The following is a 14,716-nucleotide window of genomic DNA, read 5'->3' as shown; positions in this document are numbered from 1 at the left end:
CTCTTAAGGAAGTGATAAAAATGGCTAAAACATTGCCTAAAACAGATGCAGTCATTGTAGGAGTTGGATGGGCCGGCGGAATCATTGCGGCTGAACTAGGGAAACAGGGATTAAAAGTGGTCGGCCTGGAGCGGGGAAAGGAGCGCGGCGTCAAGGACTACTATGTTGTCCATGATGAACTTCGCTATGGAATCCGCTATGAATTAATGCAGGACCTTTCAAAAGAAACGATTACCTTCCGTAACCAGGGGAAAGAAAGAGCTCTTCCGATGCGCCAGCTTGGTTCCTTTTTGCTTGGTGAAGGCTTAGGAGGATCCGGTGTCCACTGGAATGGCCATACTTTCCGCTTTTTGCCTTATGACTTCGAAATTAAATCACAGACGGTTAAAAAATATGGAGAAGCAAAGATTAAGGGGCTTCAAGTTCAGGATTGGGGCATTACATACGATGAATTGGAGCCTTATTTCTATGAATTTGAGAAAGCGGCAGGAATTGGCGGTGAGGAAGGTGAGCTAGGGCCAAAGAGAGCAAATCCATTCCCAAATCCTCCAATGAAGGAAACACCCATTACATCGAGATTTAAAGAGGCAGCGAAATCATTGGGTATGAAACCTTACCATATGCCATCCGGCAATATGAGCCAGGCTTATGAAAACCAATATGGCGCCAAGCTGGCTCCATGTCAGTATTGTGCGTTTTGTGAACGCTTTGGCTGTGAATATGGTGCCAAGGCAGATCCGACCGTTGCCGTCATTCCGTTTGCCAAAGAAACTGGCAATGTGGATATCCGCAACTTTTCGAATGTAACAGAAATTATTCACGACGGCAAAAAAGCAACAGGAGTACGCTATGTGGATGTGCAAACTAAGGAAGAATTCATCCAGCCGGCAGAAATGGTTATTCTGACAAGCTATGTCATGAACAACACCCGCCTGCTGCTGACATCCAAGCTGGGGCGTCCATACAATCCTGACACAGGGTCAGGGGTTATTGGAAAGAATTATTGCTACCAGATCCTTCCCGGATCAGCTGGATTTTTTGATGAAGAACAATTCAATACATTCATGGGTGCCGGTGCTCTTGGTGCTACTGTGGATGATTACAATGGAGACAATTTTGACCACTCAGATCTTGGCTTTATCCATGGGGGCTCCATTTCCCTCAACCAATCAGGATACCGTCCGATTCAATATAATATGGTTCCGACTGATACACCGAAATGGGGCAGCAAGTTCAAGGAGAATTCCATTAAGTATTTCACAAGGGCTTTAAGCATTGGGACACAGGGAGCTTCCATGCCTGTGCAGCACAATTATATGGACTTAGACCCTTCTTATAAAGATGCCTACGGGCTTCCTCTGCTTCGTCTGACATATGATTTTACCGAGCAGGATAAGAACCTTTATAACTATATTGGAAAAATCACAGACAAAATCATGAAGGAGATGGGACCGGCAAAAATTAATGACCGGCAGCAGCTGGAGCACTATGACATCGTCCCTTATCAGACAACACACAATACCGGCGGCGTGATCATGGGGGCTGAGCCCGAAACATCAGCTGTAAACAACTATATGCAGATGTGGGATGCAGAAAATGTATTTGTCATTGGCGCATCCGCTTTCCCTCACAACGGAGGTTATAATCCGACAGGAACAGTTGGTGCACTCGCCTACCGTGCTGCTGAAGGAATCATTAAATACAGCAAAGAAGGCGGCCTGCTTGCATAAGAAAGGCGGAAGCGCCTTGCCCAGAAAGACACCTGTGGGGGCCGGCGCTCCTCCTAAAAGCTATCGCTTTTAGTCGTGCGATGGTAACCTGTCGAAGCGTTCCTTGTGGAGCCAGACATATCTTGAAGTTCAAACTAATACTTGCTCACCTTTTTAAAAATCCACAAAAAGGAGTGAACATCATGGGGCTTTCAAATATCGGAATTCCCGGATTAATTATCATCCTTGTTATTACCTTAATTATCTTTGGTCCTAAAAAGCTTCCGGAAATCGGGTCTGCCTTTGGAAGAACCTTATCAGAATTCAAGAAATCAGCCAGAGAAATTATGAGTGATGATGAGGAACCCGATTCAAAAAAACGTCCAATCGAAACGGCTGACCGGAAGGATAAACCGCTTTAATAGGAGGGTTTAGATTGAAAACGGATGAACAAACCCTTGTCGAGCATTTAACAGATCTGAGAAAAGTGCTGATCCGATCACTGATTTTCTTTATAGCCAGCTTTGCCCTTTGTCTGTTTTTCATCAACAGACTGATCCCTATGCTCGCGAATGATCATGAGCTTGTCATGCTTGGACCGCTGGATGTGATTAAGCTGTACACGGGAATTGCAGGAAGCATCAGCCTTGGGCTTTCGCTTCCTTTTATCTCTTATCAGGTCTGGCTATTTGTGAGGCCCGCATTAACGGAAAAGGAAAGCAAAGTATCATTGATATTTTTTCCGGCTATTCTCTTCAGCTTTATCGGCGGCCTTTGCTTCGGCTTTTTTATTATATTCCCTGCTATTTATCAGTTTTTAATGCTATTGGGTGAATCACATTTTGCGATGATGATCACTGCCAGGGAGTATTTTTCTTTTCTGCTGATGTCGACCATTCCTTTTGGTTTTCTGTTTGAAGTGCCTTTGCTGTTATTGTTTCTGACAACCATCGGCATTGTTACCCCAGCCATGCTCAGCTCGATGCGAAAATATGCTTACTTGATCATGGCTGTTGTATCAGCTCTAATTACACCGCCTGATTTATTTTCACAGATTCTTGTCCTTGTGCCCCTTATCGGGCTATATGAAATTGGCGTTATTATGTCAAAATTAAAATTCAAGAAATTGAAAGCTGTTCAGGAATCTCCATCCAGCGAGATATAAACAAGTTTAGGTTGGCCCCCAAAAGGATATTTAATAAGAAAACGTTCTTTTGGGAGGTCTGTTAAATGAATGAACAGGATCATGTAATCAAACAAGATGGTGAATTGGATACAAAAAATATCAAGAATACAATGGATAAGATGTCAAATGAAAGGGCCGAAGATATTTTAAGCAATTTCGACGAGTTTAAAAGCTATCTGGCTGAAAGAATCGAGCTTGGCAAAAAGCTGGGATTAAACGAGGAACAGCTTGCGGTAACAGCGGAAAAGGTGGCTGGCTACCTGGCTGAAAATGTGGAGCCAAAAAACCGCGAGGAACAGCTTCTGAAAGAATTATGGAAAGCTGGCAATGATGAAGAAAAGCATAAGCTGGCCCATATGCTTGTACGACTGGCCGAAAAGGCTTAATAACAAAGCCGGAATTGCTGTGTATGACAATTCCGGCTTTGTTACTTTTTCAGGTCTCTATAAAGACTTATAAACTGGTTTGGCTCAGACTTTACTTGAAAAGAGAATAGTCCCCGATTGGTATGAAGATAGAGAAAACCAATTTCACTATTGGAAGATCTGTATGACATATCCCAAACTTCATCAAGGAGAAATTTATCCGTTGGCGAAAGGATGTGATCCTTAAATAAATGAAGATAAAGTTCCTTTTCAATGTATTGCTGCTGATTCCAATCGATCTTCCGGCTGACTGTTATAAAAGGATGGGAAGCAATGATCCTCACATGAACCTCCATATAAAAAATGATTTGCTTCCATTGAAACATAATGCGGATCGGGATTCAAACGGCTGCACCATCCCCTATATATTCCTCCAGCAATATCGCATAATAAGTCAGGTCTACCGGCCTGCCGTCTTTCATTACATGCTGGCGCAAAATTCCTTCATGCTTCATTCCTGACTTCTCCATAATCCTCCATGATCCAGGATTGTCTGTAAAAGCAAGGGCATAAATGCGGTTATGATTCAGCTCTTCAAATCCATATTTAATAACTGCCCTGGCTGCCTCTGTACCATACCCTTTTCCCCAGAACGGCTTGCCGATCCAATAGCCGATTTCTGCTCTTCTGTTTGCATTAGTGCCTGTAATATTGATGAGTCCTAATAAGCTATTATCCTCTTTTTTCGTTATGGCGAAAATCGCAATTTTACCGTTTCTCTCTGCTTCCAGGATGCTTGTAATAAACTCCCTTGCTCCCCCTTCCGGATAGGGATGGGGAATATTTAGTGTTGTTTTGGCCACATCATAATCACTGGCATATTCTTCTACTTGGGGTGCATCGTCAAGGGTAAGACTGCGAAGAATTAGGCGGCTGGTTTCAATTAGGTTCATCTCATTGCCTCCTTTTTTGTTTAACAGCAATATTTCTATTCTTCGAAAGAATATCCTTTATTTTTCCAGAATATTTTTCAGCTTATCCAGCAACATATTATTTATATCTAGGTACATTTAATTCTCACACAATTAAGAAAGCACACCACGTATTACAGTAGTGTGCCATTATCTTTTAATTATTCAACCGTCACAGCCAGTTCCCTGATTAATAAAGATGGCGAACCAATGTAGCCTGTGGCCATGAATCCCATCGAAAATTCCAGGTCTGAGCCGATGGCTTCAATATTATTCAATAGCTCATAGAAGTTTCCGGCAATCGTCATTTGGTTTACTGCATTTTGCACTTTACCGTCTTTGACATAATAGCCATTAGCCGCAATGGAGAAGTCCCCTGATACGGTATCAGTTCCGGAGTGAAGGCCGGATAATTCGGTTATGATCATCCCTTCTGAGATCGATGACACCAGCTCATCATAGCTTTGATCAGTTGGAATGACATGAAGGTTCGTTGGGGCTACCGTTAAAGCGCCCTTATAAGAAGCTTTGTAGGCATTGCCCGTCGATTCGACACCATCTTTTTGAGCTGTTTTGCGGTTATGCATCAAGGTAACAAGCCTGCCCTCTTTCACAATATCTTTCCTGGCAGTGGCGACCCCTTCGCCATCGAAATTAGAGCTGAGCAGACCTTCTTCTAAAAATGGATCATCTATTATATTCAATGACGCTGCAGAAATGATTTCACCTGTTTTGCCCTTTAAAGCCGATTGCCCTTTTTGGGTATTTTCCGCTGAGAAGATAGGGATGTATGTCTGAAGCATGGCGCTGGCTGCATCATTTCTCAATAATACAGGATATTTTTTGCTTTCAGCACTTCTGGCATTAAGCTGAGATAAGGCTTCTTCTACTGCATGCTTGGCAATTTCCTCAGGCTTAAAGATGGAAAAGTCTCTCGTAAACTTGGAGTATTCACCATTTTTCACTAAATCTCCCTGCTTAACGATAACTGATACATAAATGCCGGCATGATTGTTCTTTTCGCTGAGATTCAGGCCTTTGCTGTTGAGAAGAACCCTTTCCGTTTCACCGCTCCTCAGCATGAAATAATCAGTCCCGGTTACCCGCTCATCATATGCATAGATGTGTTTTTCTATTTCCTTTAGCAGGTTCATTTTTTCAGGGATTGTGACCTCCGCAAGATTAGCTGAATAGTAGCTTCCTTTTTCATACCTTTCGCTGCCGGCAAAGATTTCTTCCTGTACTTCATCTTCAATAAACTGAGAGTTTTCCTTTGCATTCTCGATCAGAAAAGACAGGGAGTCCTCATCCAGTTTCTCCGTAAAAGCATAGCCCATCCTGCCTTCGTAAAGGCCTCGGAAGGAGGTTCCGAACACTTCGGAAGTATCGTAGGAATCAATTTCCCCTTTGTAAAGCTCGCAGGCGAACTTCTCCTCTCTCTCATAATACAGCTCCATATCTGTAAAACCATGCTGCTCGCCAAGCTGAAATAGCTTTTCCTTAAATTCCTGCAGATTCATATTATTCCCCCCCCTTTGTTCCGCCAACAGTCATTTCGCTTACGCGGATCATCGGCTGGCCAACATTGACAGGGATACTTCCGCTCAGGGAACCGCACATGCCTGCACCATGATCAAGGTTATTCCCCACCATATCAACCAGCTGAAGCGTTTTTGGGCCATTCCCTATTAAAGTAGCACCTTTTAACGGTTTGCCGATTTTTCCATCTTTCACAAGGTACGCTTCCATAACGGCAAAATTATAATCACCAGTTGTTGTATTGACCTGGCCGCCACCCATGTATTTTGTATAAATTCCGTACTCTGTATTTGATACGATTTCTTTCGGAGTGGACTTGCCATTTGCGATATACGTATTGGTCATCCTTGAAGTTGGCGCAAAACGGTAGGACTCCCTTCTGCCAGATCCGGTTGATTCCATACCCATTCGTCGTCCGCCCAATTTATCAATCAAGTAACCTTGTAAAATACCATCTTCAATCAGTACATTTTTACAGGCTTTTTCCCCTTCATCATCAATGGTAATGGATCCCCACTCATTGGAAAGTGTGCCGTCATCAATATATGTAACGACATCTGAAGCCACTTTTTCACCAATCCGATTTGTAAATACAGAGTTCTCTTTCGATACAAATGTGGCTTCAAGGCCATGACCGCATGCTTCATGGAAAATGACGCCGCCGAATTCATTATCGATAATGACAGGGAATTTTCCGCTTGGGCATGGGTCTGCACCAAGCATCGTAACCGCGATGCGGGATGCTTCTTTTGCATAATGTTCAAGGTTAAGGTTTTCCATGAATTCAAAGCCTTTATGGGCTCCAGGTCCATAGAAGCCAGTCTGCATTTGATTTCCTTCTGCAGCAATCGACTGAATGGCAAGGCGGCTTCGCACCCGGCGATCTTCAACAAACTTACCTTCCGAGTTGGCAATCAGCACATTCTGTTCTTCATCCAAATACCTGACCGTAACCTGCTGGATGCTGCTGTGATAGTTTTTCGCAATTTCGGATGCCTTTTTCATCACATCTACTTTGCGGATCTTCTCCACTTCGCGCGGATTCAGAGATATAGGATGTGCTGCCGGAATAATTTCCTTTTGCAGCCGTGCAGGCTGAATGGTTTTCTCACCTCTGATCGCCTGGGCAGCATTGCCCGCAGCTTTCAGCAAACCTTCCTTTGATCCATCCGTTGTGTAAGCATAAACACTCTGCAGTCCCTTAAACACGCGAATGCCTATCCCATAATCCCTGCCTGATAAGCTGCTCTCAATTTTCCCTCCCTGAAGTGCAAGGTTATTGGTGAAACGATCCTCAACAAACACTTCCGCAAAATCCCCGCCAGTTGCCAAGGCTGCTGTAATTACATCATGAATGACTGATTGTGAAAGCATAAAAACCCTCCTTCTTTCTAACTTTTCAAACTATTCTAATCATATCGTACTGATCTTTATTTTAGTATGTTTTTTTCCTTTTTTGACCAATAAGGAGGATGATTATGCCTCAGTCTGGAGACTTAAATGGGTTATTGGCAAGTTCGGATTTCTATTTGTACGGGGCTTGGTCTATTTGCAGGTTTACTTATTTATTTGCTGGGTTGGTTGCTCTATTTGCGGGTTTACTTATTTATTTGCTAGGTTGGGTGCTCTGTTTGCAATTTCGTTATTTATTTGCAAGTTCAGCCGCTTTATTTGCAATTTCGTTTATTTATTTGCAAGTTCAACTGCTTTATTTGCAGCTTCACCTTTATTTGTTAGTTATGTCGCTCTATTTGCGGCCTTACTAATTTATTTGCCAATTCAACTGCTTTATTTGCAATTTCACTAATTTATTTGCAAGTTCAGCTGCTTTATTTGCAAAGCTGTTTTCCACACAAAAAAAGCGCCACATCCATGGCACTTTCATTATAAGACCCCGGAAAACAGCCGGGCGAAGGATTCCTTCGATCTTTCCGCCAATCCGCGTTTATAATACTGGACGGGGCTTATTTTTTCGCTTTCTTCCAGATCCTCCTCATAATGAGCGACAAGATCACGGATGGAGCTTGTACCGTATAGGAAGACGTTGACTTCAAAGTTCAAGTGGAAGCTGCGCATATCCATGTTCGCAGTTCCTATTGAAGCGAGGATTCCGTCAACTATAATGATCTTCTGATGCAAGAAGCCTTTTTTATAGGAATAAATCTCGACGCCATATCGAAGCAGTTCTGCAAAATAGGACCGGCTTGCGTATTGTGTCAGGAAGCTGTCATTGATCTCAGGGACCAGGATGCGCACTTCCACTCCTTTAGCCGCAGCCACCCTTAATGCAGTGCGAATGGATTCATCAGGGACAAAATAAGGTGTGGCAATCCAAATGGATCTGGTCGCGCAAGATATCATTGAATAATATAAATCGCTCATAATTCCCTGCTGTGTGTCGGGTCCGCTGGCCACCACCTGCACGGCACCATCGAGCACATCATCATCTATGGGATATTTTACATTTCTGTATTCCTCCAGCACATCTTCCTTGCTTACATATTCCCAGTCCAAGAGAAAGACCGTATGCAGTGTGTACACAGCCTCCCCCTTCAGAAGCATGTGAGTATCCCGCCAGAAGCCGATTTTTTCATTTTCGCCCAGGTATTCAACGCCCACATTCAGTCCGCCCACAAAGCCGACTTTCCCGTCTATAACAACTATCTTTCGATGGTTTCTAAAGTTGAATTTCTGATTGAAAAAACCGTACTTCAACGGAGAAAATGGACGTATCTTAATGCCTGCATCCTCCATGGACTGCAAATCCTCCAGTGTAATCCCCATGCTGCCTGCCGCATCAAAAATAAACAGCACCTCCACACCCTGCCTGGCTTTATCCATCAAAATATTGATGATTTCCTTGCCAAGTCTGTCAGAGCGGAAAATATAGTACTCCATATGAATAAACTCTTCTGCTTCATGCAGCTTTTTCTTGATTTCATTAAAAGTCTCTTTGCCATTTTTGAGAATTTTTGCCCTTGAATTTGTGCTTAGCGGAGTCAGTGCTACATTATTGGCGAATTTTGCAAAGCAGTGCTGGCTGTCCTGCAGGAATGATATATCAGGCGTGTCTTCTCTTTTCATCAGCTTCTTCCATTCATCCCTGTCTCTGCTTCTTTTGCTTTTAAACAGGTAGCCTTTCAAATAAAGCTGTCCGGAAAACAAATAAAACAGATAGCCGGCAACCGGAAAAAATACAAGCACATACATCCACAGCAAGGTCTGGTTAGGGCTGCGATTCTCAAGCATCAAGGAATAGGCGCTGATAAAAATAACAATTGCATAAAGCAGGACAGCACCGATTTTTATTGGCGAACCGGCATCCGTGAAAAATATCGTATACACAGATGCAATTAGAATAAAAACAAATAGGGATTCCACTCTTCTTTTTTTCATAGCCCACTTCTCCAAATCTAAAAAGGTTACAATATGTATGTTTCCTTATACCCTTTTTGATGCCCTGTAGAAACCAGGCAACCTTAGCTTTTCCCATTTTCAGGAGAAGAAAGCATGATCCGGAAAAAAAGAAGAGCCTTGCTGATAACGCAAAACTCCATGGCTATTGTCCGCCTCCGGTATAATGATTATCACCCATCGTATAATTCGTGCTTTCCCCCGGTTTATCACTTGGGCTGATTCCTTTTTGGGTCGTATTATTTATCTTTTTCCTTCTTCGGTCGATCCCATAAGCGAAGGCCAGAGTCGCGATAATTAAACCAAACAGCACTCCCATTCTGCATCCCCCTTTTTATATGTATATTCAATAGGAGTAACCCATTGCTTACTATTCGGGGCGGGAGTCATTTTTCCTTTTTAAAAAGAGAGCTATTCTTCATAGCTCTCTTAAAACTTACTTCCTCATATTCTCCTGGTCCTTCAAACGGTTTTGCTGATCCGGCTTACGCTCCTGATCTTTCAATGACTGTTCTTGTTTCTGCGCGGAATTCTGCCCTTTTACAATATCCTTTAAGTCCTTGCTGTTTTCCTGAGACATTCCAATCCCTCCTGTACTTTTTTTATCCTGTTCCCTTATACAAGCAGAAAAAAACTTTTCCTAGAAAAATGTTAAAGGAGTTTGTCCTGTTAACTAGAATCTAAAGGTTAGGAAAAATAAAGGAGTGTCCAGGATGGAAATTAGGCTTCTTCGCCCGGATGATGCTGAACTATACAAAGAGATAAGATTGGAAGGGTTAAAAAAGAATCCGGAAGCATTTGGTTCAAGCTATGAGGAGGAAGCCGGGAGGCCTCCTGAAGTGTATGGTGAAAGATTTAAGGGGGATAACTCCTTTCACTTCGGCGCATTTGAAAATGGAAAACTTATAGGCGTAGTCAGTTTAGTACGAGAAACCGGACTGAAAGTAAATCATCGGTCCAATATTTATGCGATGTACGTTACAGAGTCATGGCGTCAGAATGGCGTTGGCAAGGGCCTGGTCGGCAAAGCTGTGGAAAAGGCCCGCTCATGGGATGGGGTTGAACAAATCCACCTGGCTGTAATGTCTGAGAATATTCCTGCTAAAAAACTTTATGGTTCTTTTGGCTTCGAGGTTTATGGAAAGGAGAGGCACGCTCTTAAGATTGATGGAAAGTACTATGATGAAGACCTGATGGCACTGTTTTTATCATAAAATAAGGCAGCTTCCTGTTTGAGGGGGCTGCCTTATTATCATTGATATTTCTTTACAATTTCCTGCAGCTTCAGGGCCAGCCCCATTTTACCGTCTACTTTAAGGCTGCCTGTCATAAATGCCATCGTCGTGTTGAGATCATCTTTTAATAACTTAGAAAAGTTTTTGTCTGACAGTTTCAGTGTCACTTCAGGCTCATGGGAATCCCCCTCTTCCACTATGACTTTTCCCTCCTTTAATAAAATCTGGATTGGGCCGCTTTCCTCAAGGTCCACCTGAAATATCCGATTTTTCTCATCCTTGATATGAACGGGATCAGCGTTCATTTTATCTGCCAGCTGGTATAATTCATCTTTGACTGCCATGGCATGTTCCTCCTTCTTTTATGAATCCCTGTTTAAATTATATTTCAACAGATAAACATAAATTCCTGCCGTAAAATGAACCACTATTCATTTCGCATCAAAAGAATAGCACCTTATTGATAAGGCGCTATTCTCACAAATCTTATTTGCTTTTCTCTTTTCCTTTCAAATCAACACCAATGGCAGCACCATTGCGGCTTGAATCTGCCACACCTTTGAAAATTCCTTTATCCCGGTCGATCAAAATACTTTGGACGTTTCCAATCGTGGTCGGACTCGGACCGAAGCTATGCCCCATCCCTTTTAGCCTATTAATAACTTCTGAAGGAATGCCCTCTTCATAGCGGTAGGAATTCAGGCTATTTGTATAGATTCGCGGTTCTTCAACTGCTGCTTTTAGCTCCATGTCATATTCAATGGCGTAAAGAATCGTCTGCAGTACAGATGTTATAATCGTTGGGCCGCCTGGTGAACCGACAGTCAGAACAGGCTCTCCATCTTCAAAGACAATCGTCGGTGTCATCGAGCTTAAAGGCCGCTTGTTAGGCTGGACTTCATTTGCCCCGCCCGGTACGGCATCAAAATCTGTCAGCTCATTATTCAGCATCAGCCCGTAGCCAGGAACCATGATTCCTGTTCCGAATACCTGTTCAATCGTTGTGGTATAAGAGACAACATTTCCCCATCTGTCCGTTACGGAAAAATGGGTAGTCTCACCGTATTGGCGGTCATTCGGCTGTTCAGCTGCTTCATAATTGGCTTCACTGTTCTCATATTTCCAAGGGTCTCCCGCTTCCGGGCTTGGATTCACTTCATTCAGGCTGATCAGTTCCTGGCGCTCCTTAATATAATCAGGGTGAAGCAGCCCAGTGACAGGGACATTTACAAACTCTGGATCTCCTGCATATACGGCGCGGTCTGCATAGGCAAGATGCATGGTCTCAGCAAGCAGGTGATATTTCTCCCAGGATTTTAAATCATATTGTGATAGATTAAAATCATCCAGAATCTTCAGCATCTGCAGCAAAAACACTCCGCCAGAGCTTGGGGGCGGCATGCTCGCAATTTCATACCCCTGGTAATCTCCCCAAATAGGCTCATCAATAGTCACTTCATATCCCGCAAGGTCTTCAGGTGTCATAGATCCGCCAAACTCCTGCACCACACCAGCAAGAGCTTCTGCTATTTCCCCATTATAAAAAGCGTCTGTCCCGCCAGCACGTATCATCTTCAGGGTTTTTGCAAGATCCTTCTGTACTAGACGCTCCCCTTCTTCAATAGGTTCGCCCTTAGGCAAAAACACTTTGCCGGCAGCCGTTCTGCCAAGCTTGTCCTGATTATCGGCAATCGCATCGGCTAATACAGAATCTATTGGGAATCCTTTATCTGCCAGCTTAATGGCAGGGCCGATCAGCTGCTGCATAGGGCGTGTTCCCCATTTCTCAAGGGCCGTTTCCAATCCTTTCAATGTTCCGGGCACACCGACTGCCGTACCGCCAGTTGAACGCTCCGCAAATGGAACCGGCTTTCCGTTTTCATCCAGGAACATATCTGGTGCAGCACCTGCTGGAGCGCGCTCACGGCTGTTAATAATGCTGGTTTCTTTCGTTTTGCCATCATAGACCATCATGAAACCACCCCCGCCAATTCCGGACATCATTGGTTCCACAACATTAAGGGCAAATTGGACTGCGACAGCCGCATCGATGGCATTACCGCCCTTTTTCAATACATCTGCCCCAATTTTCGATGCCAGCGGATGGGCTGAAGCCACCATTCCGTCCTTGCCAACATCAACCTGGCTATAGCCGCCATAGCCATCATCAGGCTTCGGCTTTTTCGCCTGCCCGGTTAAAGGCATGGTTCCGGCAACTAGTAAAATACTTAAAAGCATTAGGACACTAGCTTTCAAAACTCTTCTCATATTCATCCTCCTTCAGTTATGTTATACACGTCTAACTTAAGAGGAAGGAAAAGGATTATCAAGAAATAAGAGTTAATATTCTGAAATTTAAATCTATTTTACTAGATTATGTGATACAAGCTAGGAAGAAATGAGGAGTTAATTTTTTAAAAGCAAGAGTTTCTTCAACTCTGCAATCCCCAGCTCTGCAGAGGTTTCAACGTATCCGACAATCTGCTGAAATGTAAACACTTCAAGGGGCTTTTCAGCGTCCTTTTTATCGTATTCAAAATCGTTTAAAACAAATGGAAGAAATAAGCTGACTTGTTTGGAAGAAGTTTCTTCTAAGTCTGGCAGGTTCATGTCATTCCTATCAAATTTCACAGGGCCGTAATGTTCAGAGAGCTTTGCATTACACAGGCGAAAATCATTATGATAGCGGGTAAAGACCTCGTCATCTTTTTCCATTCTGTTTTTCAGCCAGGGAAGATAGAATCCTGTCAGCCAGACATGGTCTGCAATTAAGTGGATGTAATAGTCGAGGATGTAAGGTGAATGACTTATATTCCTGTATTTATAAACAATACTCTTATAATCATCCGTTCTCCCTTTATAAAAATGGGAAGGATCTTTGGGAGAAACAGCGTCTGGCGCTATTCCCCCCAGTAAAAAAGCTGCTCTGTCCTCTATTTTCATTCTGGATGCAATTTCGTTGTTGATGATGCTATACATCACTCTGGAACCCATTATTCTGCCCCTTATTTACCAGGGCAGACCTGTACCGTATGTCTTTGCCCTGGCTTCACTGTCCTTTCTCCGTTTTTTGCGAATTTCCGCACGTTCTTTTGCTGATTCATATAAGCTCTTTTCTTCATCTGTCTCAGGCACAACCGCCGGCACCGGGGTCGGCTTTCCATTCTCGTCAACCGCAACCATTGTCAAAAAGGACATAGCACACACATTTCGGTCCCCGGTCAGCAGGTCTTCTGCAATTACTTTTACAAAGATCTCCATTGATGTCCGGCCTGTATAGGTCACAAAGGCCTCCAGGCAGACTGAGTTGCCTTCATAAACCGGATGAAGAAAGTCAACAGAATCTGTAGAAGCGGTTACGACATTTCTTCTCCCGTGCCTCATCGCCGCGATGGCGGCCACATCATCAATATAAGCCATTAGCTTGCCGCCGAATAATGTTCCATATGTATTCGTGTCTGGCGGAAGCACAATGCTTGTTTTTACCGTAAAAGATTCTCTGCATGTTTTTGTTTCATTCATGTTGTTCCCTCCTGTTTTATTAAAGCATATCAAAAGCTGATGGCTAATAAAAATAATTTGGATAGATAGTAAAAAAACATTGCCAAAAATATCCTCTTCATCATATAATTTTATTGACCAGTGTTCAATAATGAAAGGTGATTCCATGAGTCCAAGAAAATCAGCCCAAGACGAACTAACAAAAGAAGCCATTATTTCTGTAGCACGTGACCTGTTTGTTCAGGAAGGATATGCCGCAGCATCCATGAGAAAAATTGCGGACACCCTTCAGTGCAGCCATGGTGCCATCTATTATCATTTCAAAAACAAGGCTCAATTATTTTATGAAATTGTTGAAGCCGATTTTCAAAAACTTGATCAAGTCCTCGACAGTGTCCTGAGAGAATCTGCAGATAGCAATGAACAAAAGCTTTTCAGCATTTTTTACCGTTATATACAATTTGGCCTGACCCATCAAAAACATTATGAGCTGATGTTTTTAATTCGTGATGATGATGTGAAAGGCTATCTAAATGAAGGACCAAACAAAAGCTACCTGCATTTTGCACAAGCGGTTAATTCACTCGCTCCCAAATCTCTCTCCATAAAGGAAATTTGGTCTGTATTTCTAAGTCTGCACGGCTTTGTCACACATTATTGCAGAACGGAAACTACTTTTGAAGAAGTGAAGGAACTCGCCTCTTCACATGCACAATTTTTAATAAAAGCAATTTGTTAAAGAAATGTTATTGCATTTCTTTCATTTTTCCACCTAATTGAACAGTGGTCAATTAAA

General features: G+C 43.0%; 18 protein-coding genes. 6 read left to right on the top strand and 12 right to left on the bottom strand.

Features of this window, described 5'->3' with window-relative positions; all coding sequences use genetic code 11:
• Positions 1-20 precede the first annotated feature (20 nt).
• The 4 genes from ACR42H_RS05425 (at position 21) to ACR42H_RS05410 (ending at position 3,281) form a co-directional block, all read left to right on the top strand.
• Positions 21-1,730 (top strand): GMC family oxidoreductase, encoded by a 1,710-nt coding sequence (locus tag ACR42H_RS05425; RefSeq protein ID WP_436374973.1) that lies wholly within the window; start codon positions 21-23, stop codon positions 1,728-1,730.
• A 182-nt stretch (positions 1,731-1,912) separates the two neighbouring features.
• The gene (gene tatA, locus ACR42H_RS05420) at positions 1,913-2,131 is read left to right on the top strand and encodes a twin-arginine translocase TatA/TatE family subunit (RefSeq protein ID WP_009334939.1); all 219 of its coding nucleotides are present in this window, start codon (positions 1,913-1,915) and stop codon (positions 2,129-2,131) included.
• A 14-nt stretch (positions 2,132-2,145) separates the two neighbouring features.
• Positions 2,146-2,874 carry a twin-arginine translocase subunit TatC gene (gene tatC / locus ACR42H_RS05415; RefSeq protein ID WP_217033478.1) on the top strand — a complete coding sequence of 243 codons (729 nt, stop codon included), beginning with the start codon at positions 2,146-2,148 and terminating at the stop codon, positions 2,872-2,874.
• Between the two features lie 65 nt (positions 2,875-2,939).
• The gene (locus ACR42H_RS05410) at positions 2,940-3,281 is read left to right on the top strand and encodes a DUF3243 domain-containing protein (RefSeq protein ID WP_282142136.1); all 342 of its coding nucleotides are present in this window, start codon (positions 2,940-2,942) and stop codon (positions 3,279-3,281) included.
• Between the two features lie 41 nt (positions 3,282-3,322).
• Here the strand turns inward: ACR42H_RS05410 and ACR42H_RS05405 are convergent, their stop codons facing one another.
• From ACR42H_RS05405 to ACR42H_RS05370, 8 genes are all read right to left on the bottom strand, one after another.
• Positions 3,323-3,646: a hypothetical protein gene (locus ACR42H_RS05405; RefSeq protein ID WP_436374972.1), complete on the bottom strand. Its 324-nt coding sequence runs from the start codon at positions 3,644-3,646 to the stop codon at positions 3,323-3,325.
• 15 nt (positions 3,647-3,661) lie between these two features.
• Entirely contained in the window at positions 3,662-4,213 is a 552-nt protein-coding gene (locus ACR42H_RS05400; protein WP_436374971.1) for a GNAT family N-acetyltransferase, read from the bottom strand.
• 179 nt (positions 4,214-4,392) lie between these two features.
• Positions 4,393-5,751: a TldD/PmbA family protein gene (locus tag ACR42H_RS05395; RefSeq protein WP_436374970.1), complete on the bottom strand. Its 1,359-nt coding sequence runs from the start codon at positions 5,749-5,751 to the stop codon at positions 4,393-4,395.
• Position 5,752: 1 nt separating this feature from the next.
• Positions 5,753-7,144, bottom strand: coding sequence for a TldD/PmbA family protein (locus ACR42H_RS05390; RefSeq protein WP_436374969.1), 1,392 nt, complete (start codon positions 7,142-7,144; stop codon positions 5,753-5,755).
• 388 nt (positions 7,145-7,532) lie between these two features.
• Positions 7,533-7,655 carry a hypothetical protein gene (locus ACR42H_RS05385; RefSeq protein WP_436374968.1) on the bottom strand — a complete coding sequence of 41 codons (123 nt, stop codon included), beginning with the start codon at positions 7,653-7,655 and terminating at the stop codon, positions 7,533-7,535.
• Positions 7,655-9,166, bottom strand: coding sequence for a cardiolipin synthase (gene cls, locus ACR42H_RS05380; protein ID WP_282142141.1), 1,512 nt, complete (start codon positions 9,164-9,166; stop codon positions 7,655-7,657). Before cls ends, ACR42H_RS05385 begins: the two co-directional genes overlap by 1 nt.
• A 163-nt stretch (positions 9,167-9,329) precedes the next feature.
• Positions 9,330-9,503: a hypothetical protein gene (locus ACR42H_RS05375; RefSeq protein ID WP_436374967.1), complete on the bottom strand. Its 174-nt coding sequence runs from the start codon at positions 9,501-9,503 to the stop codon at positions 9,330-9,332.
• Between the two features lie 117 nt (positions 9,504-9,620).
• Positions 9,621-9,764, bottom strand: coding sequence for a hypothetical protein (locus ACR42H_RS05370; RefSeq protein ID WP_019382565.1), 144 nt, complete (start codon positions 9,762-9,764; stop codon positions 9,621-9,623).
• Between the two features lie 133 nt (positions 9,765-9,897).
• Between ACR42H_RS05370 and ACR42H_RS05365 the strand changes: the two genes are divergently transcribed.
• Positions 9,898-10,398 (top strand): N-acetyltransferase family protein, encoded by a 501-nt coding sequence (locus tag ACR42H_RS05365; RefSeq protein ID WP_436374966.1) that lies wholly within the window; start codon positions 9,898-9,900, stop codon positions 10,396-10,398.
• A 38-nt stretch (positions 10,399-10,436) separates the two neighbouring features.
• Here the strand turns inward: ACR42H_RS05365 and ACR42H_RS05360 are convergent, their stop codons facing one another.
• From ACR42H_RS05360 to ACR42H_RS05345, 4 genes are all read right to left on the bottom strand, one after another.
• Positions 10,437-10,763, bottom strand: coding sequence for an SCP2 sterol-binding domain-containing protein (locus tag ACR42H_RS05360; protein WP_436374965.1), 327 nt, complete (start codon positions 10,761-10,763; stop codon positions 10,437-10,439).
• A 142-nt stretch (positions 10,764-10,905) separates the two neighbouring features.
• Positions 10,906-12,687: a gamma-glutamyltransferase gene (ggt, locus tag ACR42H_RS05355; RefSeq protein WP_436374964.1), complete on the bottom strand. Its 1,782-nt coding sequence runs from the start codon at positions 12,685-12,687 to the stop codon at positions 10,906-10,908.
• 138 nt (positions 12,688-12,825) lie between these two features.
• A complete protein-coding gene (locus tag ACR42H_RS05350; protein WP_436374963.1) occupies positions 12,826-13,398 on the bottom strand; it encodes a hydrolase in 573 nt (190 codons plus the stop codon).
• A gap of 30 nt (positions 13,399-13,428) precedes the next feature.
• The gene (locus ACR42H_RS05345) at positions 13,429-13,941 is read right to left on the bottom strand and encodes an acyl-CoA thioesterase (RefSeq protein ID WP_009334951.1); all 513 of its coding nucleotides are present in this window, start codon (positions 13,939-13,941) and stop codon (positions 13,429-13,431) included.
• A 145-nt stretch (positions 13,942-14,086) separates the two neighbouring features.
• On the opposite strand from ACR42H_RS05345, the gene ACR42H_RS05340 reads away from it, so the two are divergent.
• Complete coding sequence (locus ACR42H_RS05340) at positions 14,087-14,659, top strand: TetR/AcrR family transcriptional regulator (RefSeq protein WP_282142148.1); 573 nt, start codon at positions 14,087-14,089, stop codon at positions 14,657-14,659.
• Positions 14,660-14,716: the final 57 nt, after the last annotated feature.

It is taken from the genome of Cytobacillus sp. BC1816, from assembly GCF_051353635.1.
Taxonomy (GTDB): Bacteria; Bacillota; Bacilli; order Bacillales; family Cytobacillaceae; genus Cytobacillus; species Cytobacillus oceanisediminis_C.
This window is presented reverse-complemented; position numbering and strand designations above follow the sequence as displayed.

Bases quoted from the DNA above. Each gene is read 5' to 3' on its own strand.
- ACR42H_RS05425 (WP_436374973.1), top strand. From the start codon at position 21: ATGGCTAAAACATTGCCTAAAACAGATGCAGTCATTGTAGGAGTTGGA.
- tatA (WP_009334939.1), top strand. From the start codon at position 1,913: ATGGGGCTTTCAAATATCGGAATTCCCGGATTAATTATCATCCTTGTT.
- ACR42H_RS05410 (WP_282142136.1), top strand. From the start codon at position 2,940: ATGAATGAACAGGATCATGTAATCAAACAAGATGGTGAATTGGATACA.
- ACR42H_RS05405 (WP_436374972.1), bottom strand. From the start codon at position 3,646: ATGTTTCAATGGAAGCAAATCATTTTTTATATGGAGGTTCATGTGAGG.
- ACR42H_RS05400 (WP_436374971.1), bottom strand. From the start codon at position 4,213: ATGAACCTAATTGAAACCAGCCGCCTAATTCTTCGCAGTCTTACCCTT.
- ACR42H_RS05395 (WP_436374970.1), bottom strand. From the start codon at position 5,751: ATGAATCTGCAGGAATTTAAGGAAAAGCTATTTCAGCTTGGCGAGCAG.
- ACR42H_RS05390 (WP_436374969.1), bottom strand. From the start codon at position 7,144: ATGCTTTCACAATCAGTCATTCATGATGTAATTACAGCAGCCTTGGCA.
- ACR42H_RS05385 (WP_436374968.1), bottom strand. From the start codon at position 7,655: ATGAAAGTGCCATGGATGTGGCGCTTTTTTTGTGTGGAAAACAGCTTT.
- cls (WP_282142141.1), bottom strand. From the start codon at position 9,166: ATGAAAAAAAGAAGAGTGGAATCCCTATTTGTTTTTATTCTAATTGCA.
- ACR42H_RS05375 (WP_436374967.1), bottom strand. From the start codon at position 9,503: ATGGGAGTGCTGTTTGGTTTAATTATCGCGACTCTGGCCTTCGCTTAT.
- ACR42H_RS05370 (WP_019382565.1), bottom strand. From the start codon at position 9,764: ATGTCTCAGGAAAACAGCAAGGACTTAAAGGATATTGTAAAAGGGCAG.
- ACR42H_RS05365 (WP_436374966.1), top strand. From the start codon at position 9,898: ATGGAAATTAGGCTTCTTCGCCCGGATGATGCTGAACTATACAAAGAG.
- ACR42H_RS05360 (WP_436374965.1), bottom strand. From the start codon at position 10,763: ATGGCAGTCAAAGATGAATTATACCAGCTGGCAGATAAAATGAACGCT.
- ggt (WP_436374964.1), bottom strand. From the start codon at position 12,687: ATGAGAAGAGTTTTGAAAGCTAGTGTCCTAATGCTTTTAAGTATTTTA.
- ACR42H_RS05350 (WP_436374963.1), bottom strand. From the start codon at position 13,398: ATGTATAGCATCATCAACAACGAAATTGCATCCAGAATGAAAATAGAG.
- ACR42H_RS05345 (WP_009334951.1), bottom strand. From the start codon at position 13,941: ATGAATGAAACAAAAACATGCAGAGAATCTTTTACGGTAAAAACAAGC.
- ACR42H_RS05340 (WP_282142148.1), top strand. From the start codon at position 14,087: ATGAGTCCAAGAAAATCAGCCCAAGACGAACTAACAAAAGAAGCCATT.